Annotated in this window: 17 protein-coding genes, 2 tRNA genes and 1 riboswitch; of the genes, 5 read left to right on the top strand and 14 right to left on the bottom strand. The window is 67.8% G+C overall.

Annotation, left to right across the window (positions count from 1 at the left end; all coding sequences use genetic code 11):
- Positions 1-163: 163 nt before the first annotated feature.
- Positions 164-236: transfer RNA gene (locus ABIE24_RS09050), tRNA-Arg, on the bottom strand.
- A gap of 108 nt (positions 237-344) precedes the next feature.
- On the opposite strand from ABIE24_RS09050, the gene orn reads away from it, so the two are divergent.
- The 4 genes from orn (at position 345) to ABIE24_RS09030 (ending at position 2,829) form a co-directional block, all read left to right on the top strand.
- Positions 345-965: an oligoribonuclease gene (orn, locus tag ABIE24_RS09045; RefSeq protein WP_354498860.1), complete on the top strand. Its 621-nt coding sequence runs from the start codon at positions 345-347 to the stop codon at positions 963-965.
- A gap of 49 nt (positions 966-1,014) precedes the next feature.
- Positions 1,015-1,090, top strand: a tRNA-His gene (locus tag ABIE24_RS09040).
- Between the two features lie 96 nt (positions 1,091-1,186).
- A complete protein-coding gene (locus ABIE24_RS09035) occupies positions 1,187-1,537 on the top strand; it encodes a metallopeptidase family protein (protein WP_354498859.1) in 351 nt (116 codons plus the stop codon).
- Between the two features lie 59 nt (positions 1,538-1,596).
- Positions 1,597-2,829: a D-alanyl-D-alanine carboxypeptidase family protein gene (locus ABIE24_RS09030; RefSeq protein ID WP_354498858.1), complete on the top strand. Its 1,233-nt coding sequence runs from the start codon at positions 1,597-1,599 to the stop codon at positions 2,827-2,829.
- An 11-nt stretch (positions 2,830-2,840) separates the two neighbouring features.
- Here the strand turns inward: ABIE24_RS09030 and ABIE24_RS09025 are convergent, their stop codons facing one another.
- The 10 genes from ABIE24_RS09025 to gatC all read right to left on the bottom strand — a co-directional run bounded on the left by ABIE24_RS09025 (position 2,841) and on the right by gatC (position 12,258).
- Positions 2,841-3,410 (bottom strand): nucleoside/nucleotide kinase family protein, encoded by a 570-nt coding sequence (locus ABIE24_RS09025; protein ID WP_354498856.1) that lies wholly within the window; start codon positions 3,408-3,410, stop codon positions 2,841-2,843.
- Positions 3,397-4,185, bottom strand: a complete 789-nt coding sequence (locus ABIE24_RS09020; protein WP_354498854.1) for an energy-coupling factor transporter transmembrane component T family protein — start codon at positions 4,183-4,185, stop codon at positions 3,397-3,399. The genes ABIE24_RS09025 and ABIE24_RS09020 overlap by 14 nt, the downstream gene beginning before the upstream one ends.
- A complete protein-coding gene (locus tag ABIE24_RS09015) occupies positions 4,182-5,684 on the bottom strand; it encodes an ABC transporter ATP-binding protein (protein WP_354498852.1) in 1,503 nt (500 codons plus the stop codon). The genes ABIE24_RS09020 and ABIE24_RS09015 overlap by 4 nt, the downstream gene beginning before the upstream one ends.
- Entirely contained in the window at positions 5,681-6,337 is a 657-nt protein-coding gene (locus ABIE24_RS09010; RefSeq protein ID WP_354498850.1) for an ECF transporter S component, read from the bottom strand. The genes ABIE24_RS09015 and ABIE24_RS09010 overlap by 4 nt, the downstream gene beginning before the upstream one ends.
- A 26-nt stretch (positions 6,338-6,363) precedes the next feature.
- Positions 6,364-6,474: riboswitch (TPP riboswitch) on the bottom strand.
- A 16-nt stretch (positions 6,475-6,490) separates the two neighbouring features.
- A complete protein-coding gene (locus ABIE24_RS09005) occupies positions 6,491-6,850 on the bottom strand; it encodes a hypothetical protein (protein ID WP_354498849.1) in 360 nt (119 codons plus the stop codon).
- A gap of 52 nt (positions 6,851-6,902) precedes the next feature.
- Positions 6,903-8,150, bottom strand: a complete 1,248-nt coding sequence (locus tag ABIE24_RS09000; protein ID WP_354498848.1) for a DNA polymerase IV — start codon at positions 8,148-8,150, stop codon at positions 6,903-6,905.
- Between the two features lie 72 nt (positions 8,151-8,222).
- Positions 8,223-8,816, bottom strand: coding sequence for a hypothetical protein (locus tag ABIE24_RS08995; RefSeq protein WP_354498845.1), 594 nt, complete (start codon positions 8,814-8,816; stop codon positions 8,223-8,225).
- Positions 8,817-8,933: 117 nt separating this feature from the next.
- Positions 8,934-10,448 carry an Asp-tRNA(Asn)/Glu-tRNA(Gln) amidotransferase subunit GatB gene (gatB, locus tag ABIE24_RS08990; RefSeq protein WP_354498844.1) on the bottom strand — a complete coding sequence of 505 codons (1,515 nt, stop codon included), beginning with the start codon at positions 10,446-10,448 and terminating at the stop codon, positions 8,934-8,936.
- The gene (gatA, locus tag ABIE24_RS08985) at positions 10,448-11,959 is read right to left on the bottom strand and encodes an Asp-tRNA(Asn)/Glu-tRNA(Gln) amidotransferase subunit GatA (RefSeq protein ID WP_354498842.1); all 1,512 of its coding nucleotides are present in this window, start codon (positions 11,957-11,959) and stop codon (positions 10,448-10,450) included. Before gatA ends, gatB begins: the two co-directional genes overlap by 1 nt.
- On the bottom strand, positions 11,959-12,258 hold the full coding sequence (gene gatC / locus ABIE24_RS08980; RefSeq protein WP_354498841.1) for an Asp-tRNA(Asn)/Glu-tRNA(Gln) amidotransferase subunit GatC: 300 nt from the start codon (positions 12,256-12,258) through the stop codon (positions 11,959-11,961). The genes gatA and gatC overlap by 1 nt, the downstream gene beginning before the upstream one ends.
- A gap of 86 nt (positions 12,259-12,344) precedes the next feature.
- On the opposite strand from gatC, the gene ABIE24_RS08975 reads away from it, so the two are divergent.
- A complete protein-coding gene (locus ABIE24_RS08975; protein ID WP_354498839.1) occupies positions 12,345-14,057 on the top strand; it encodes a long-chain-fatty-acid--CoA ligase in 1,713 nt (570 codons plus the stop codon).
- A gap of 398 nt (positions 14,058-14,455) precedes the next feature.
- Here ABIE24_RS08975 and ligA read toward each other — a convergent pair whose 3' ends face one another.
- From ligA to ABIE24_RS08960, 3 genes are all read right to left on the bottom strand, one after another.
- Positions 14,456-16,762, bottom strand: a complete 2,307-nt coding sequence (ligA, locus tag ABIE24_RS08970; protein WP_354498837.1) for an NAD-dependent DNA ligase LigA — start codon at positions 16,760-16,762, stop codon at positions 14,456-14,458.
- Between the two features lie 86 nt (positions 16,763-16,848).
- A complete protein-coding gene (gene mnmA / locus ABIE24_RS08965; RefSeq protein WP_354498835.1) occupies positions 16,849-17,991 on the bottom strand; it encodes a tRNA 2-thiouridine(34) synthase MnmA in 1,143 nt (380 codons plus the stop codon).
- 41 nt (positions 17,992-18,032) lie between these two features.
- On the bottom strand, positions 18,033-19,253 hold the full coding sequence (locus ABIE24_RS08960; protein WP_354498833.1) for a cysteine desulfurase family protein: 1,221 nt from the start codon (positions 19,251-19,253) through the stop codon (positions 18,033-18,035).
- Positions 19,254-19,294: the final 41 nt, after the last annotated feature.

Genomic DNA, 19,294 nt, shown 5'->3' with positions numbered 1-19,294 from the left:
CTATCAAGCCAAGAAATGACGAAAACCCCCTCCCGAAGGAGAGGGTTTTCAAGAATGTCTCGACACATTTGTCAACGATGTCCCGACACATCACAAGAGTGCCCCCGGCAGGATTCGAACCTGCGACCAAGAGATGAGAAGCACCGCGAGATTGCTGACAGAGTGCCCCCGGCAGGATTCGAACCTGCGACCAAGAGATTAGAAGGCTCCTGCTCTATCCCCTGAGCTACGGAGGCGGGCAGAACCCAGAATACCGCAGCGACCAGTGCCTTTCCCCCAGGCGTCACGGCGGCCGTCGACACCCGGCGGCGAGCGGCGTCGCAGGTCGCAAGTAGCATTGACGCATGAGTAATGTGACCGACCGCCTGGTATGGATTGACTGCGAAATGACCGGGCTCGACCTCGCCGTCGATGAATTGGTGGAGATTGCGGTGGTGATCACCGATTTCGACCTCAAGCCAATCGACGCGGGAATCAGCATCGTCATCAAGCCCGACGCCTCCGCGCTCGAGAACATGGGCGATTTCGTGACCAACATGCATCGCTCGTCCGGCCTGCTGGAGGAGATCCCGAACGGTGTCAGCCTCGCGGATGCCGAATACCAGGCTCTCGAATACATCCTCAGCCACGTTCCCGACGAACAGAAGGCGCCTCTCGCCGGCAACTCGATCGGCACCGACCGTGCGTTCCTCGCAAAATTCATGCCTCGGCTCGACTCGCACCTGCACTACCGCAACGTCGACGTGTCGTCGATCAAGGAGCTTGCCCGCCGCTGGTATCCGCGGATCTACTTCAATGCTCCGGCAAAAGACGGCGGCCACCGTGCACTCGCCGACATCCTCGAGTCGATCCGCGAGCTCGCGTATTACCGCGAAGCCGTGTTCGTGCCCCTCCCCGGTCCGACGTCGGACGAAGCCAAAACCGTCGCGGCGACGGTGGTGCACAACTACACCCAAATTGTGTAATAGACTCTTCTAGTTGCAATCGAACGGTTCCGATCGTGAGTTGCGCATGGTGGGTATAGCTCAGTTGGTAGAGCGCCTGGTTGTGGTCCAGGAGGTCGCGGGTTCAAGCCCCGTTACTCACCCCAAATCGAAAGCGCCTGGTTGTGGTGCAGCATCCACGGTAAGGTCGCGGGTTCAAGCCCCGTTACTCACCCCAAGTAGATGAAGATCGGTGTACTCACATGGTCGACATGGATGCAGACACCTTTGAGGCCCTCGTCGGCGACGTATTCGATGACCTACCCGACGACATGGTCGAAGGCCTCGTCAATGTCGCCATCGTGATCGAGGACCGTCCCGAGGACGGGTCCCTCGACCTGCTGGGGCTGTACCACGGCGTCGCCCTCACCGACCGGGACCAGTACGGGTTCGGTGAACTGCCTGACATGATCAGCATCTACCGGGAGCCGCTTCTCTCTGCCGTCGACGACGCGGCGGAGCTCCGGGAACAGGTGCGGATCACGCTGGTGCACGAGATCGCCCACTTCTACGGAATTGACGATGACGAATTGCACGCCCTCGGGTGGGGCTGACGACCGATTCTCCCGGCCGGGGGTTAGCCTGAGGCCGTGACAGTTTCGAAGGACACCCCATGGGCCTAGCGCGCGGGATCGGTGTCTTTGCCGGCACCGTCGTGATTCTCGGGCTCGGGGTCTATGGGCCGGCCACCCTCCTCGGGCCGCTGCCGGCGGCATCCGTGTCCCGGGTCGCCCTCACCGAGCCGGAACCGGCGACACCGCCGGCGCTCCCGACGACCGGCGCCAGCGCGGTCGCCCTGTCGCCGACCGAAGCCCCCCTTGCATCGGCGGGGGCCGTCGAGGCCCTGCCCATGGCGAGCATCACCAAGACGATCACGGCGCTCGTGGTGCTCGACAGGCATCCCCTCGCCGACGGAGAAGCCGGGCAGACCGTCCCGATCACGAGCGACGACTACTTGTCGTATATCGATTACCAGCAGGCCGGAACCCGCACGGTGACGGTCTACACCGCCGACGCCTGGACCGAACGTGAGATGCTCCAGGCCATGCTGCTCGGCTCCAGCAACAATCACGCCGACACCCTGGCCCGGTGGGCGTTCGGCTCGGTCGAAGACTACGTCGCCGCCGCGAACACCTGGCTGGCGGAACAGGGCCTCGCCGACACCGTGGTCGTCGACAGCACCGGGCTCAGCGACGGAAGCGTCGGCACCGCCGCCGATCTCGCGCGCCTCTCCGCCCTCGCCCTGGAGGATCCGGCCATCGCCTCGGTACTGTCGGAGCCGGTGACGGGGCTACCCAGTCGTCGCGGCATCGTGAACACCACGACCTACCTCGCCGAAAGCGGCGTTGTCGGCATTTCGCGGAGCTACACGGATGCCGCCGGCATCTGCTTCCAGTTCGGACTCGACATACCGGTCGAAGGCTCAGCCGAACCGTTCCGGGTCTACGGCGCGTTCCTCGGGCAGCCCGATTGGGACACCCTCGACGCGGGAATGACGGCGCTCGTGGCCAGCGCCCAGGCAGGGGTGTCTGCGCTGCCCGTCATCGCGGAGGGCACCCCGGTCGTGACGTTCACCAGTGCCTGGGGTGATTCGGCCCAGGGAATCGCCGGGCTTTCGGCCGAGGCGGTGCGCTGGGGCCCCGTCACGCCGGAGATCACCGTCGACACCGATCCGGTATCCACGGCCGGAGCGGGAACGAAGGTCGGCACCGTCCTCGTCGACGACGGCTCGGGCACCGAGCGGTCCGTCACACTCAAGCTCGACAAGGCGCTTCATGGTCCGGGTGTTTTCTGGCGGTTGTCGCATCCTGTCGTGGTGGTCGGGGCCTTGATCGACTCGTTCTGAGCCCTCGTCGTTCAGGGAAGCCGGATGCGCAGGTCCGCTGCCGTGATCGGGTCATCGTCGGCCACGAACCGGGCGAACTGCCGCTGCCAGTCATCCCAGTGGGCGTCGAACCCGCCGCGGTCCCGGGCGAGCGCCCGGTCTTTCCTGACGCCGTCATCGGCATCCAGCCAAACCCGCAACGTCGCCAGCGGTGCGTTGCGGCGGGACAGCGCGCCGCACCCTTCCAGGAGCAACGACCGGGCGACCGGGACCGTGTGCCACTCGGCGGGTCGGTCGTTCTCCCAGTCATGCCTCCGCCAGCGGGAGTCGGCACCGCGGTACCGGGGTTCGAGCAGACTGTCGTGCACCTGCTCACTGCCCGCCGCCAGCCCGCCCCAGCCCGGGTAGATGTTGTCCATCCGCACCAGGCTGACCGCGCCAGGCCACGCGACAACGAGGGCATCGGCGAGGGTCGACTTGCCCGCGCCGCTCGGGCCGTCGAGGAGCACTGTTTCGACGGCCCGCGTACAGCGGGCCAGGACGAGCGCCACGGCGTCGTCCAGGCTGAGCACCGGCGCCCCCGCGGCGTCACGCCCGGTCAAGGATGAAGTTCCAGGTTCCGGCGGCCACAGCAGCAGCCACCGAGACGGTGGCGATGACGATCCCGATCAGGATCACGACTGCCTCGGCGACCCCGAACCGCGACGGCCGCGCCCAGGTCCTCGGGATGTCGGATCCGAAACCTTTCGCCTCCATCGCCGTAGCAAGTTTGCTGCCGCGCCTGATCGCGAGGACCAGCAGCGCGAAAGCCTGGGTGCCCAGGCGCACGAGCACATGGGCGTCGCCGACCCCACGGGCGCGCCTGGCCTGCCCAAGAGCGCGCCAGTCGTCGAGGAACAACCCGATCATGCGCATTCCGGCGAGGCCGCCGAGGACGAACCGGGCGGGCAGGCGCAGGACCTGGGCGAGACCGTCGGCGAGGTCGGTGGGGTCGGTGGTGGCGAAGAGCACAATGCTCGGCAGCCCGATCGCCAGCACCCGGAGGGTGATGGCGACGCCCAGGGTGAGCGATCCCTCCGTCACGGTGACCGGACCCCACTCCCACAGCAGCGCTCCGCTGTCCTCCCCATACAGCACGGTCGTGAGTCCGGCGAACGGCGCCGCGAGCCAGAGGGGCGCCGTCCGCATCCAGAACTGGCGAGCATCCAGTCCCGACCAGAACAACAGGATGCCGACAAGCAGCAGAGCGACGGCTGCGGAGACGACATCGATCGAGAGCAGGAGCGTGACACTGAGGAACACGGCGACGGCGAGCTTCGCGACCGGGTTCACCCGTGCGATCGCGGAATCGCGGATCTCGGGCAGGAGCGCACTCACGCCGTCACCGCCGTGGCTGCGCCGAGGACGAGCTCCGCGTCGGCGAACGCCGCCACGAGGGCGAGATCATGGGTGACGGTGACGACGGAACTGCCGCCGTCCACCAGTTCCCCGAGCAGCGAGACGAGTTCACCCCAGGTGACGGCATCCTGCCCGAAGGTGGGTTCGTCGAGAAGCAGCACCTGCGGCCGGGTCGCCAGAACGGTCGCGACCGACAGTCGGCGTTTCTCACCGCCGGAGAGCGTGAACGGATTCGCGTCGGCGAGGTGGTCCAGCCGGAGCCGCTGGAGAAGCTCGTCGACCCGCGAGCCGACCTCCGCCGGTGCCAGTTTGAGCGCCAGCGGCCCGATGGCGAGTTCGCGGCGCACCGTCGACGCAAGGAATTGATGCTCGGGCTCCTGGAACACCGTGCCCAGCCGGGTGAGCAGCGCGCGGGACTTCCAGCGGATCGGCTCGGGAGTAAGCCCGCGGGCCAGCGCCTCCGTGGCGCGGAGCGACCCGCCGACGGGCTCCAGCAGCCCAGCGAGGGTCAGGGCGAGCGTGGACTTGCCTGAGCCGTTCGGCCCGCTCACCGCCAGACCTGTCGACTCGGTCAGGTCGAGATCGAGACCGGATGCCGCGATCGACGCCACCTTCGAGGCGAACGGTGTTCGACCGACGGTGAGCCCGCGCGCCTGGAGCAGGTCGATCCCGGGAGCAGAGCGGTGGGGTCGGGCAGAGACCCGGGGCAGGATGCCGGGAACCCAGACGCCCGAGGCGGCGAGGCGCGGACCTTCGCGGTCGAGCACGATGCCAGGCGGGCCATCGGCGAGGATCCCTCCAGAGGGGTCAAGGACGATGACGCGGTCGACGACGTCCCGCCAGACGGCGACGCGGTGTTCGACGACCACGAGGGTTGCTCCCGTGTCGGCGACCACCTGGTGGACGACGTCCCGGATCTCCTGCACTCCGTCCGGGTCGAGGTTGGCGGTCGGTTCGTCCAGCAGCAGGAGGCCCGGTCGCATGGCGAGGACACCGGCAAGGGCGAGCCGCTGCTTCTGCCCGCCCGAGAGGGCGGATGATGAATGCCGCAGCGGAAGGTCGAGGCCGACCGCGTCGAGCGCCCAGCTCACCCGGCTCCAGATCTCGTCCCGGGGGATGCCGAGATTCTCAGCGGAGAACGCGACGTCGTCCCCGATCCGTGCGAGGACGATCTGCGAGTCGGGGTCCTGGAGGACGAGTCCCGCCCGCCCCCTGGCATCCGCCGGTCGTCTTCCGTCGAGCAGGAGGCTGCCGGATTCGTCACCCTCCTCCTCGCCGCCGAGAACGCCGGCCAGGGCCTGCAGAAGAGTGGACTTGCCCGCTCCTGACGCTCCGAGAAGGAGCACCCTCTCCCCCGGCGCGATGTCGAGGGTGAGCGCAGAAACGGCCGGCGTGGCGCGGCCGGCATGACGCCAGCCCCAGTCCCTGGCGCGGATGTGCACGCCAGGGACAGAGGCCGACCGGAACGCGGCGGTCATCGACTGCTGGCGCCCGCGACCGTCCTCGCTTGGCGGCCGGATGCGAATCGGCTGAGCGCTCCCGTGGCAGCGAGCCCGCGAACGGCGAACCAGGAGAGGAGGCCAGCGATGACGGTGCCTGACACGATGGCGCTGACGACGTAGGTGGTCTTCGCTGCGATGTCCAGAGCGGCGTAGCTGGTGAAGGTCGTGTCGAGGAGTCCGACAGCCAGGCCGGTGGTGGCGCCGGCGAGCAGGGCAACGCCGATCCTCCAGTTCGCGTAGAGGAACAGCGCGAAGACCAGCTCAGCCGCGAGCCCCTGCACGAAGCCCCAGATGAGGGTTTCGAAGCCCCAGACGGTTCCGATGAGCGCAGAGACGGCCGCGGCCACGAGTTCGGTGTAGAGCGCCGCGCCCGGTTTGCGGATGACCAGGCCACCGAGCACCCCGGCGAAGAGCCAACCGCCGGCGAGCAGGCCGCCGAGGCCCGGCGTGAAGGCCAGTGCCGCACTGAGCGGGCCCCAGGCCAGACCCCAGGCCCAGAAGATGACGCCGGAGGCGACGCCGAGCACACTGGCAGTGACGATGTCGACGACGCGCCAGCGAAGGTTGCGCTTCGGCTGACCTGCTCCGGCGAGGACAGATGATGATGATGATGAAAGAGTGGAATGCACGAAACGCGCCCTTCTGTGGGCACGGGTTGTGAGATAGTTTGCCTCCCTGCGCTGGCATGACCCAGATCAGGTTCGACGGTCGAAGATTACGGAATCTTCCTCTCAGCCCGGTTCACCGGACTCCCGTGTTACTACTCCCAGTCTAGGCGAGAATCATTTTTTCAGCGCACGGATGATGAGGGAAAGCGCCCTGCCGACAACCCAGACGAACGGGATTCCGATGGCGACGAGGGAGACGATGTTCGGCTCGAACCGCAGGCCTTCACGGGTCTTGAGATAGGCACCGATCGGAAGGGCGAAGCCGCCCCCTCCGCCGCCGGAACCGGCACCGTTGCCGTGGACGGTCACCGACGAGGCGTCACCTTCGCCCTCGGCTTCACCGGCGCCGAAGCCGTACCAGGCGAGCGCAACGGGTACGAGCTTTTCTCCGTCGACGTCCATGGGATCGCCGTACACGGTGGTCACTCCGACAGACTTGAATTTATCGGCCAGTTCGAGCGGTAGTTTTGTCATACCCGCCACGCTATCGGGCCGGGCCGGGCGAACAAAGGGGTTGCGCCTGATCTCAGTCCCGTGGCGCGCGGGTCCCGCCGGCCGTTTCGCCGCTGCCCCGGCCGAGCATCGATGCGCGACGGACCGCCGTTTTCCCGAACCGCGCCCGGAGGGAGTCGATCGTCGTCTCGGCGTCGCGCCATTCCTCGTCAGGATCCCAGAGGGCAGCCATCTGGCCGTCCCCGTCGACAAGGTGCTCAGCACGGACGCCGACCAGCCGCACCGGGCGGCCGTTGACCTCGAGCGCCGTGAAGAGGTCGTTGGCCTCCTCGTACAGCCGGCGCCCGACGTTGGACGGCTCCGCCAGGGTGTGCGAGCGGGTGAGCGTGGTGAAGTCGTCGAAGCGCACCTTGATGGCAACGGTCCGAGCCAGGAACCCGGCCTTCCGCAGGCGCACGGCGACCTGGTCGGCGAGCCGCAGCAGTTCCAGGCGCAGTCTGGCCGCATCGGTGATGTCGGTGTGAAAGGTGACCTCGTGGCCGATGCTCTTCTCCGTGGTTGCGGTGACCACGGAGCGGGGGTCGCGCCCGTTCGCGAGATCGTGCAGCTTTCGACCGGTCGCCTCGCCTACCGCCTTCCGCAGGGTGGCGATCGGAGTGTCAGCGACATCGCCGACCGTGTGCAGTCCGATTCGGAGCAGCGCCTCCTCCGTCTTCGCTCCCACCCCCCACAGGGCGCGGATCGACAGGGGGTGGAGAAACGCGAGCGTCTCGGCGGGAGGAATGACCAGCAGGCCGTCGGGTTTGGCGCGGCCGGATGCCACCTTCGCGACGAACTTCGTTGCCGCAGCACCGACCGAACAGGTGAGGCCTGTTTCGCGGTGGACCCGTTCCCGGATGAGCTGCCCGACCTGAGCCGGGGACCCGAGCAACCTCCGTGCGCCGGATACATCGAGGAACGCCTCATCGATGCTCAGCGCCTCAACGAGCGGCGTTGTGTCGCGGAAGATACCGATCACCTGCCGTGAGAACTGCGAGTACCGCTCGTGGTGCGGAGGAAGGACGACCGCCTGCGGGCACAACCGCATCGCTTTCGACACCGGCATCGCCGCCGTCACACCGAACCGCCGGGCCTCATACGTCGCACTCGTCACGACCGAGCGCCCCTCAGCGTGCCCGATGATCACCGGTTTGTCGCGGAGTTCGGGGTAATCGAGCAGCTCGACCGAGGCGAAGAAGGCATCCATGTCGATGTGCAGGATGGAGGCGCCCTCATCGTTCAGGGCAGAGACCTGCCGTGCGCTGCCGTCCTGCTTGCTCATGTGTCGATTCTCCCACAGTGCCGGAGAGATGCGAACATGTGTTCGACAGTGGGAAGCATGCTTCCATCGTCGTCAGACCAGGGCGATGACGATGGGTTTCAGCCACTCCCGGAACGCGGCCGGGTCGTCGCGCAGCGTCTCGCTGATGATCACGGTGTCCGGGGCGACCACCCATGCTCCTGATCCGCGAACCGGCAGGACTTCCAGGTCGAGCCGGAACGATCCGCTCTGCCGGCGCAACTCGAATTGCCGCCGTTGCACGAGCTCATACGCGTCAGCGAGCGGATGCTCTCGCGCGGCCACCGCACGCAGGTACTCGGCGTGTCGGTCCTCCACCCACTCCATTGCCTGTCCGTAGCAGGTGTAGACGAGATCCTGGAGTTCCAGCGCCCGGTCGAAGACTTCGAAGTGCGGTGGTCGCACCTGGCTGATGAACGGTCGCGTCGCGCGGCGGACGATGCCCGCCCACCAGCCCCGCCATTGGGCGGCGAGAGCCTCGGTGTCCATCCCGCCCAATTCGATGGGTTCCAACGCCGGGTGCGCCGGCGGAATCTGCTCTTCGCAGACGTCGCTCAGCCCGCCGAGTTCGCGCAGGGCAAGGGCAAGCAGCAGATCCCTTGGGCAATCCTCGGTGATCTGCCAGCGAATCGAGCCCTCGACCAGCATGGCAGCATCGTACCTCCGAAAAAAACGGCAGCAAAGACTGCAAGCTGGCAGCCTCCTCCCAAAACGACGAAGGGCGGTTCCCGGCTCTGAAGCCAAGGAACCGCCCTTCTCGATTCGTCAGCCGGCGGCGCGTTCCAGGACGAGTTCGCGCACGCGTGCAGCGTCGGCCTGGCCTCTCATCGCCTTCATGACGGCGCCGATGACGGCCCCTGCAGCCTGGACCTTGCCGTCGCGGATCTTTGCGAGCACATCGGGCTGGGATGCGAGCGCTTCGTCGATGGCGGCGATGAGCGCTCCGTCGTCGGACACGACCGCGAGCCCACGGGCGTCGACGACCTCCCGCGGCGTGCCTTCCCCGGCGATGACGCCTTCGAGCACCTGGCGTGCGAGCTTGTCGTTGAGCGTGCCGTCCTCGACGAGGGCGGCGACTGCGGCGACCTGTTCCGGGGAGACGAGGGCGGATGCCTCAACCCCGTTCACGTTCGCGATCCGGCTGATCTCACCGGTCCACCACTTTCGGGCGGCGGCGGGCGACGCTCCGGCGGCAACTGTCTCGGTGATCTCGACGAGGAGCCCGCCGTTGACGACATCCTGGAACTCGAGGTCGGTGAAACCCCAGTCCGCCTTGAGCCGGCGACGGCGTTCGGCGGGCGGTTCGGGCAGCGCGGCACGCAGTTCCTCGATGAGTTCGACGCTTGGCTCGACCGGGAGCAGGTCGGGCTCCGGGAAGTACCGGTAGTCGTCGGCGTCGCTCTTGGGCCTGCCGGCGCTCGTGCGACCGGTGTCCTCGTGCCAGTGCCGTGTCTCCTGCGTGATCGTGCCGCCGCCGGCGAGGATCGCGGCCTGGCGCTGGATCTCATACCGGATGGCACGCTCGACGGAGCGCAGCGAGTTCACGTTCTTGGTCTCGGTGCGGGTTCCGAGCGGCGCAGGGGGCTGACCCTCCGGCGTGCGGGGGCGGAGCGAGATGTTAGCGTCGCAGCGCAGGTTGCCGCGTTCCATCTTCGCGTCGGAGATCCCAAGCGAAACGACGATGTCGCGAATCGTCGAGACATACGCTTTCGCGAGCTCCGGGGCATCCGCTTCCGCGCCGTAGATGATGTCGGTGACGATCTCGACGAGGGGAACGCCGGCACGGTTGTAGTCGACGAGGGAGTATTCGGCGCCCTGGATCCGTCCGGTGGAGCCGCCGACGTGGGTCAGCTTTCCTGCGTCCTCTTCCATGTGGGCACGTTCGATCGACACGGTCACCGTGCGGCCGTTCGGCAACTCGACGTCGACGGAGCCGCCGAAGGCGATCGGCTCGTCGTACTGCGAGATCTGGTAGTTCTTCGCAAGGTCGGGGTAGAAGTAGTTCTTGCGAGCGAACCGCGACGACGGCGCGATCGAGCAGCCAAGGGCGAGGCCGAGGCTGATCGAGTACCGCACGGCCTGTTCGTTGACGACGGGCAGCGCACCGGGCAGGCCGAGGCACACGGGTGTGACGTTGGTGTTGGCATCCGATCCGAAGTCGTTCGGAGCGTGGGAGAACATCTTGGTCTTGGTGTTGAGCTCGACGTGAACCTCGAAACCGAGCACCGGCTCGAACAGTTCGAGGGCTTTGTCGTAGTCCATCAGGGCGTCTTTAGCCATTATTTGCCTCCCAGTGCCGGAGCGGTGGAGATCAGCGTGTGACCCCACTGTTGCTCGAGCAGAGCTTCGATTGCCGCGCCGACGCGGTAGAGCCGGGCGTCTTCGCGCACCGGTGCCATGATCTGGATGCCGACCGGCAGTCCGTCTTCGGGCGCGAGCCCGATCGGGACGCTGATGCCGGGCACGCCGGCGAGGTTCGCCGGGATCGTCGCGACGTCGTTGAGGTACATCGCCATCGGGTCTTCGAGCTTCTCGCCGAACTTGAATGCCGTGGTCGGCGCACTCGGGCTGACGAGCACGTCGACCTGCGCGAAGGCGGCGTCGAAGTCGCGCTGGATGAGCGTCCGGACCTTCTGCGCGCTGCCGTAGTAGGCGTCGTAGTAGCCGGCGCTCAGGGCGTAGGTGCCGAGGATGATGCGTCGCTTCACCTCGGGTCCGAACCCGAGTTCGCGGGTCGCCGCCATGACCTGCTCGACGGTTCCGCCGCCGTCGGGCTGCACGCGCATGCCGAACCGCACGGAGTCGAACTTGGCCAGGTTGGACGAGGCCTCAGCCGGGAGGATCAGGTAGTACGCCGAGACGGCGTACTCGAAGTGCGGTGCGCTGACTTCGACGACTTCGGCACCGTGCTGCTGCAGGAGCGCGACCGCTTCGTCGAAGCGGCTCTGGACCCCGGCCTGGAACCCTTCGCCGGAGAGCTCCTTCACGACGCCGACCTTCAGTCCCTTGAGCACGTCGCCGCGGGCGCCCTCGCGGGCGGCGTCGGCCATCGACGGCCAGACGTCGGTGAGCGAGGTCGAGTCGAACGGGTCATGCCCGCCGATGACGTCCTGCAGGAGGCCGGCGTCGAGGACGGTGCGGGTGACCGGCCCGACCTGGTCGAGGCTGGATGCGAGGGCGATGGCTCCGTATCGGCTGACGGCCCCGTAGGTGGGCTTCACGCCGACCGTGCCGGTGACGTGTGCGGGCTGGCGGATCGACCCGCCGGTGTCGCTGCCGAGGGCGAGGGGCGCTTCGAAGGCGGCCACGGCAGCCGCCGAGCCTCCGCCGGACCCGCCGGGGATCCGGCCGAGGTCCCACGGGTTGCGGGTGGGACCGTATGCCGAGTGCTCGGTCGACGAGCCCATGGCGAATTCGTCCATGTTCGTCTTGCCGATGGGGATGAGGCCCGCCTCGCGCGCCCGCTTGACCACGGTCGCGTCGAACGGCGACATGTAGCCCTCGAGGATCCTGCTGCCCGAGGTGGAGGGCATGTCGGTGGTGACGAGGACGTCCTTGACGGCGAGGGGGACGCCGGCCAGCGGACCGAGCTTCTCACCGGCGGCGCGCTGCTCATCGATGCGACGAGCGGTGTCGAGCGCGGAGCCGGAGACGTGGAGGAAGGCGTGGACGTCGTGGTCGACGGCGTCGATCCGGTCCAGGTGGGCCTGGGTGACTTCGACGGCGCTGACCTCACCGGCCTGAAGCTTCGCTGCCAGATCCGCTGCCGTCAGTCGGATGATGTCGCTCACTACTGCTCCTCGCCCAGGATCGCCGAGACCCTGAATCGGTTGTCGTCGTGCTCCGGGGCGTTCTTCAGCGCCTGCTCGATCGTGAGCGTCTCGCCGACCACGTCGGGCCGGAAGACGTTCGACAGCGGAACGGGGTGGCTCGTCGCCGGAACATCCGGGGTCGCAACCTGCTGAACCTTCGCGATGCTGTCGACGATCTGGTCGAGTTCGGTCGTGAGACTCGAGATCTCTTGGGGAGTGAGGGCAATGCGGGCGAGGTTCGCCAGGTGCGCCACCTGCTCCTCAGAAATTTCAGACATGGGGCTCCGTCGGTAAGTACTGGGGTGTGGTTCCATTCTATTGGGCGCTCGTAACAGCCGACTCGCCCGCCGGTAGGGTTGGACGAGTGACCGATACCACCACGCGTCCCTGGCTGGCCAACTACGCCCCGGGTGTTCCCCACGACATCCCCGAGCAGACCGGATGCCTCGGCGACCTGGTCGACGCATCCGCCGTCGCGCATCCTTCCCAGGTGGCACTCGAATTCTTCGGGGCGAAGACGACCTACCGTCAGCTGCAGCACGCGATCGCCCGCGTCGCCGAGGGTCTGAGGGCACTCGGCGTGCGGAAGGGCGACCGCGTCGCGGTGGTCCTGCCGAACTGCCCCGAGCACATCGTCGCCTTCTACGCGATCCTCCGCCTTGGCGCGATCGTCGTCGAGCACAACCCGCTCTACACACCGAGGGAACTGCGGCACCAGTTCGAGGACCACGGCGCGAAGGTCGCGATCGTCTGGGACAAGGTCGTCGCCACGGTTCAGGACTTCCCCGAGGACATCGCCGTGACCTCGCTGGTCTCGGTCGACATCACCCGGTCGATGCCGCTCGGCATGCGCCTGGCCCTTCGGCTTCCGGTCGAGAAGGCCCGCGAGTCGCGCACCGCCCTCACCGCGAAGACGAAGAACACCATTTCCTGGGCCACGCTGAGCGCGTCGCGCACGATCGAGCCCGGGCATCCCCGTCCGGAGTCGGCGGATGTCGCGATTCTTCAGTACACGTCGGGAACGACCGGCATGCCGAAGGGGGCCGTACTGACCCACGCGAACCTGCTGGCGAACGCCGCGCAGGCCCGGTCGTGGACCCCCACCATCACCCACGCGGGTTGCACGATCTACGCCGTCCTGCCGATGTTCCACGCGTACGGGCTCACCTTGTGCCTGACCTTCGCGATGAGCCTCGGCGCGCGCCTCGTGCTGTTCCCGAAGTTCGACGCCGACCTCGTCCTCAAGGCTGCCGCGAAACATCCGCCCACTTTCCTTCCCGCGGTTCCGCCGATCGCGGAGAAGTTGCTGGTGCGGGCGAAGGAGAAAGGTGTGTCGCTGCGCGGCCTGGAGATCGGGATCACCGGTGCGATGGCGCTGCCGCATGACCTCGTCGTTCCGTTCGAAGAGGCGACCGGGGGTTACCTCATCGAGGGGTACGGGCTCAGCGAGTGCTCCCCCGTGCTCATGGCCAACCCGGTCTCCGATCGGCGCAGAGCCGGCACGGTCGGCCTCCCGCTGCCCGGCACCGAGATCCGCATCGTCGAACCGGAGGACCCGACGGTCGACGTCGAGCCGGGCCGACCGGGCGAACTCCTCGTCCGCGGCCCGCAGGTGTTCTCGGGGTACTACCGCAAGCCGGAGGAGACCAGCGCGGTCTTCGTCGACGGCTGGTTTCGCACCGGCGACCTCGTGACGATGGATGACGACGGTTTCGTCACCGTCGTCGACAGGCTGAAGGAACTCATCATCACGGGCGGCTTCAACGTCGCGCCGACCGAGGTCGAGAACGCCTTGCGGCTGCACCCCGCCATCCGGGACGTGGCCGTCGTCGGGATGCCGAGTGCTCATTCCGGTGAGGACGTCACAGCCGCCGTCGTTCTCAAGCCCGGGGAGAAACTGGATCGGGAGTCCATCCGCCAGTTCGCCCGCGACAACCTGACCCCGTACAAAGTGCCGCGCCGCATCGTCGCCATCGACGAACTCCCCACCTCGCTCATCGGCAAGGTGCTTCGCAAGCAGGTGCGGGACGCCCTGCTGCAGAAGGAGACCGGCCGTCAGGCCGACATCTTGCGCTGACGGCTCCGGTCACCTCGCGCGGAGATTCTCCGGACACGCCGCGACAAGCCGACCGCCACACCGACGTTCACCGAACTCATCCTCCCGAACGTCACCAGCACGGCGTTCATCCCACGCGAGTTGCTGGACTTGAGGGGGTGCAGAGCGACCGCGACCCCTCAAACCCGGCAGTTCGCGGGAAGGCGACCCGCCGGCAGGCAGACATTTTGCGCTGACGGCTCCGGTCGCCTCGCGCGGAGATTCTCCGGACACGCCGCGACAAGCCGCCCGCCACACCGACGTTCACCGAATTCATCCTCCCGAACGTCACCAGCACGGCCTTCATACCCACGCGAGGTTGCTGGACTTGAGGGGGTGCAGAGCGACCGCGACCCCTCAAACCGGGCAGTTCGCGGGGTTCAGTCGCCGTCGAGCGCAGCCGGACCCTGCGTCACGAGCACGGCGAACTGGGCTGCGTCGATGATGCGCAGGCCGAGCTCCTCGGCCTTGCCGAGCTTCGATCCGGCGCCAGGGCCCGCGGCGACGAAGTCGGTCTTCTTCGACACGCTCGAGGCGGCCTTTCCTCCTGCGGCGATGATCGCCTCCTGCGCGCCCTCGCGCGAGAAGCCTTCGAGCGAACCCGTCGCCACAACGGTGATGCCGGCGAGGACTCCCCCCGCCTCAGCCGCGGCTCCAGGCCCCGGATGCCCGGGGGTCGTGAACTGGACGCCAGCGGCGGTCCACCGATCGATGATCTGCCGGTGCCAGTCCACGTCGAACCAGTCGAGAACGGCGTCGGCGATGATCCCCCCGACCCCGTCGGTCTCGGCCAGCTGTTCGCGGCTCGCGGCCCGGATCGCATCCAGCGACCCGAAATAGTCGGCGAGGGCGCGTGCGGCAACCGGCCCGACATGACGGATGTTGAGGGAGACGAGGATGCGCCACAGCGGCTTCGTCTTTGCCGACTGCAGGTTCTGCAGCAGCTCGATCGCGCCCTTCGATGGCACGGAGCCCTCGTCGCCGGAGAACTCCGCGGCATCAGGATCGTACGGCCCATCCGTGCGGGGGTTTCGCTTGCGCCGGAACGGTGTAACCCGTTTCGTCTCGCCGTCGAGTCCGACTTTGGCCAGACCGGTCTCGAAATCGAAGACTGTCACCGTGACCGGGAAGAGGTCTTCGATCGTGAGATCGAACAGGCCGGCTTCTGAGACGTCGCCGTTCGCATCGGCGAGCGGTGCCCGTGCGGGTTCGAAAGGCTGGGTGAGCGCTGCGGCGGAAACCTCACCGAGTCCCTCGACGTCGAGCGCGCCCCGGGAGCCGATGTGCTCGACCCGGCCGCGAACCTGGGCCGGGCAGGAGCGGGAGTTCGGGCAGCGGAGGTCCTTGTCGCCCTCTTTCGCCGGGCGAAGCGGCGTGCCGCAGGACGGGCAGTTCTCGGGCATGACGAACGCCCGTTCACTGCCGTCACGGAGTTCGACGACCGGCCCGAGAATCTCGGGGATCACGTCGCCCGCTTTACGGAGGACGACGGTGTCGCCGATGAGCACGCCTTTGGCTTTGACAACATCCTGGTTGTGGAGGGTCGCCTGGCTCACCGTCGACCCCGCGACGCGGACGGGCTCCACCTGGGCGAACGGGGTGGCGCGACCGGTGCGCCCGACGCTCACCACGATGTCGAGGAGCTTCGTGTTCACCTGCTCGGGCGGGTACTTGAATGCGGTCGCCCAGCGGGGTGCACGGCTGGTCGCGCCGAGCTCGTCGTGGAGGGCGAGTTCGTCGACCTTGACGACGATGCCGTCGATCTCGTGCTCGACACTGCCCCGGTGCTCGCCGTAGTACTCGATGAATCCGATGACGCCGTCGATGGAGTCGAACACCCGGAAGTGCGTCGAGGTGGGGAGCCCCCAGTCCGTCAACAGCGCATAGACCTCGGACTGCGCGGAGACCGGCGGGTTCGGCCAGGCGCCGACGCCGTGCACGAGCATCTGCAGCCGGCCGAGGCGGTTGTCCATGAGCTTGCGCTGGGCGGCGTTCTTGCCCTCGGCCTTCTGGCGGAGGCTGCCGCTGGCCGCGTTGCGCGGGTTCGCGAACACCTTCTCGCCTGCTGCCAGCTGCAGTTCGTTGAGTTCCCGGAACGACTCGACGGGGAAGAAGATCTCACCACGCACCTCGACCCGTGGCGGGTGTCCCGACCCGGCCAGGCGGGTCGGGATGGAGCGGATGGCGGCGATGTTCTCGGTGACGTCTTCGCCGACGACACCGTCACCGCGGGTGGCGGCACTGACGAGCCTGCCATTCTCATAACGCAGGCTGACGGCGAGCCCGTCGATTTTGAGTTCGGTGAGGTAGTGCACCGTCCGCGCGGATGCCCGCTCGACCCGTTCGCACCAGCCGCGCAGTTCATCGGCGGAGAAGACATTGTCGAGGCTGAGCATCCGTTCGGCGTGGGTCACCGGGTCGAACAACGACGCCTGCGCCCGGCCACCGACGGTCTGGGTGGGGCTGTCCTGCCCCTGGAGTTCCGGGAAGAAGTGTTCGATCAGTTCGAGCCGGCGCATCAGGGCGTCGTATTCGGCGTCTGAGACGAGTGAGGCGTTCTGCTCGTAGTACGCGTCGCGCAGTTCGAGGATGCGCGACGTGAGCGTCGCGGCTTCGGCCGCGGCTTTCTCGAGGTCTTTCGGCGTCGTCTGCTGGGCTGCGCTTTCGCGTTCGGTGCTCTCTGTCACGCGCCCAGTCTAGGGAAACCCACCGACACCGGTGAGGGGGTAGCGCGGCGCGCTCCGGCTTTCCTCAGCCTCCGGAAACAGCGGGGTCAGGCGGAGACGGCCGTTGGCGCGATCGAGGGAACGGCGCTGACCGTACGGTCGATCGTGCACTGGCCGAGCACCCGCGTGCCGACGTACACGACGGCTGTCTGGCCGGGGGCGACGCCGTCGAGCGGGTTCTCCGGGCGGATCATCAGTTCCGGTTCGCCGGTCTCGGCGTGGGGCTGGACGACGGCGATCGCAGGGACGGGGTCGGCGTGGGCGCGGATCTGCACGTCGCAATCGAAGCGAGTCTCGGGGTGCTCAGGCGCGACACCCGCCCAGGTGAACCGGGAGCCCGCGATCTCGCCGATTGCGAGGGCCTCCTTGGGACCGACGACGACTTCGTTGGTCTTCGGGCGCACTTCGAGAACGAACCGGGGGCGGCCGTCCGGGTCGGGAACACCGAGGTTGAGCCCGCGGCGCTGTCCGACGGTGAACGCGGCGGCGCCTTCATGGGAGCCGACGACGGAGCCGTCCCGGTCGAGGATCTGCCCCTTTTCGGCGCCAACCCGCTCGGCGAGCCATCCGCGGGTGTCTCCGTCGGGGATGAAACAGATGTCGTGGCTGTCCGGCTTGTTGGCGACACTGAATCCGCGCGACGCGGCTTCAGCACGGACCTCCGCCTTCGACGGGGTGGCCCCGAGGGGGAACATCGAATGGGCGATCTGCTCAGCGGTGAGCACGCCGAGCACGTAACTCTGGTCTTTCGCCCACGCGCTCGCGCGGTGCAGTTCGCGGTTCCCCGCGGCATCCGTCACGATCGTCGCGTAGTGCCCGGTGCAGACCGCGTCGAAGCCGAGGTCGATCGCCTTCTCGAGCAGGGCGGCGAACTTGATCTTCTCGTTGCAGCGCATGCACGGGTTCGGGGTGCGCCCTGCCGCGTATTCGGCGATGAAGTCGTCGACCACGTCGAGCTTGAACCGCTCGGAGAAATCCCAGACGTAGTACGGGATCCCGATGATGTTGGCGGCGCGCTGGGCGTCCATCGAGTCCTCGATGGTGCAGCAGCCGCGGCTGCCGGTGCGCAGGGTGCCGGGCATGCGGCTGAGGGCGAGGTGGACTCCGACGACGTCGTGTCCTGCTTCGACCGCGCGTGCGGCGGCGACTGCGGAGTCGACTCCGCCTGACATTGCTGCTAAAACCTTCACCCGAGCAGTGTACGCGCCGCTTGCTGGACGCCGTCTGCGGGTCAGGATCCGAGCGTGGTCGCCCGATCGGCGAGCCCGGCCCGCGATGCCTGGGCGTAGGCGCCTGGGAGCGCGGCGAGCAGCGCGTTGACGTCGTCTCCCGTCGTCGTGTGGCCGAGCGTCACCCGGAGGGCGCCGCGTGCCTCCAGCTCGCTCCTGCCCATCGCGCGAAGCACGTGGGAGGGTTCCGGGATGCCGGCCTGGCACGCCGAGCCGGTGGAGACGGACACCCCGGCCATGTCGAGCAGGAAGAGCAGGGAATCGCCCTCGCAGCCGGCGAAGGCAAAGTGCACGTTCCCGGGCAGCCGGCCGGGGCCGGACGGGCCGTTGAGCCGCGCCGCAGGAACGGCGGTGAGGATGCCGTCGATCAACCGGTCCCGGAGGGCGGCGAGCCGGGCGGCTTCGTCGTCCCGGTGCAGCGCAGCGTGCGTGGCGGCGACCGCGAAGGAGACCGCACCGGCGACGTCCTGGGTTCCCGAGCGCACCTGGCGCTGCTGCCCGCCACCGTGCAGCAGCGGCTCGATGCTTGCAGACCGTGACAGGACGAGCGCGCCGACCCCGACAGGGCCACCGATCTTGTGCGCTGAGACGCTCATCGCGACGAGCCCGGCCCCGCCGACACTGCCGGAGGCGTCTCGGACGGCGCTGAAATCCGTCTCCAGGTGGCCGTAGGCGGCGACGGCGTCGACGTGGACGGGCACCCCGTGGGCTGCGGCGAGCGCAGCGATCTCGGTCACCGGCTCGATCGTTCCGACCTCGTTGTTCGCCCACAGCAGGGTGACGAGAGCGACGCGATCCCCGTAACGGTCGAATGCCGCCTGCACCGCGTCCGAATGGACGAGCCCGTCGTCGTCGAGGGGCAGCCAGCCGATCTCGGCGCCCTCGTGCTGTTGCAGCCACTCCAGCGTGTCGATGGTGGCATGGTGCTCGCCTCCGGGGGCGAGGATCACCGGGCGGGCGGCGTTCCGGTTGCGGGACCACCAGATTCCCTTGAGCGCCAGGTTGATGGCCTCGGTCCCGCCGGAGGTGAGGACGACTTCGATCGGATCGCAACCGAGGGTGGCGGCGATCTGTTCGCGCGCCTCCTCCAGCATCCGCTTGGCCGCCTGGCCCTGGGAATGGATGGAGGCGGGGTTCCCCACCACCCCGAGTGCGTCGGCGTACGCGCGGATGGCGTTCGGCAGCATCGGGGTCGTCGCCGCGTGATCGAGATAGACGACCATGCCAGTCCCCTTCCGTCAGGTAAGCGCACGCTGTGCGCACA

Source organism: Mycetocola sp. 2940, assembly GCF_040548835.1.
Lineage (GTDB): Bacteria > Actinomycetota > Actinomycetes > Actinomycetales > Microbacteriaceae > Mycetocola_A.
This window is presented reverse-complemented; position numbering and strand designations above follow the sequence as displayed.

Excerpts from the sequence above, each read along its gene's own strand:
- orn (WP_354498860.1), top strand. The coding sequence starts at position 345 with ATGAGTAATGTGACCGACCGCCTGGTATGGATTGACTGCGAAATGACC.
- ABIE24_RS09035 (WP_354498859.1), top strand. The coding sequence starts at position 1,187 with ATGGTCGACATGGATGCAGACACCTTTGAGGCCCTCGTCGGCGACGTA.
- ABIE24_RS09030 (WP_354498858.1), top strand. The coding sequence starts at position 1,597 with ATGGGCCTAGCGCGCGGGATCGGTGTCTTTGCCGGCACCGTCGTGATT.
- ABIE24_RS09015 (WP_354498852.1), bottom strand. The coding sequence starts at position 5,684 with ATGACCGCCGCGTTCCGGTCGGCCTCTGTCCCTGGCGTGCACATCCGC.
- ABIE24_RS09005 (WP_354498849.1), bottom strand. The coding sequence starts at position 6,850 with ATGACAAAACTACCGCTCGAACTGGCCGATAAATTCAAGTCTGTCGGA.
- ABIE24_RS09000 (WP_354498848.1), bottom strand. The coding sequence starts at position 8,150 with ATGAGCAAGCAGGACGGCAGCGCACGGCAGGTCTCTGCCCTGAACGAT.
- ABIE24_RS08995 (WP_354498845.1), bottom strand. The coding sequence starts at position 8,816 with ATGCTGGTCGAGGGCTCGATTCGCTGGCAGATCACCGAGGATTGCCCA.
- gatB (WP_354498844.1), bottom strand. The coding sequence starts at position 10,448 with ATGGCTAAAGACGCCCTGATGGACTACGACAAAGCCCTCGAACTGTTC.
- gatC (WP_354498841.1), bottom strand. The coding sequence starts at position 12,258 with ATGTCTGAAATTTCTGAGGAGCAGGTGGCGCACCTGGCGAACCTCGCC.
- ABIE24_RS08960 (WP_354498833.1), bottom strand. The coding sequence starts at position 19,253 with ATGGTCGTCTATCTCGATCACGCGGCGACGACCCCGATGCTGCCGAAC.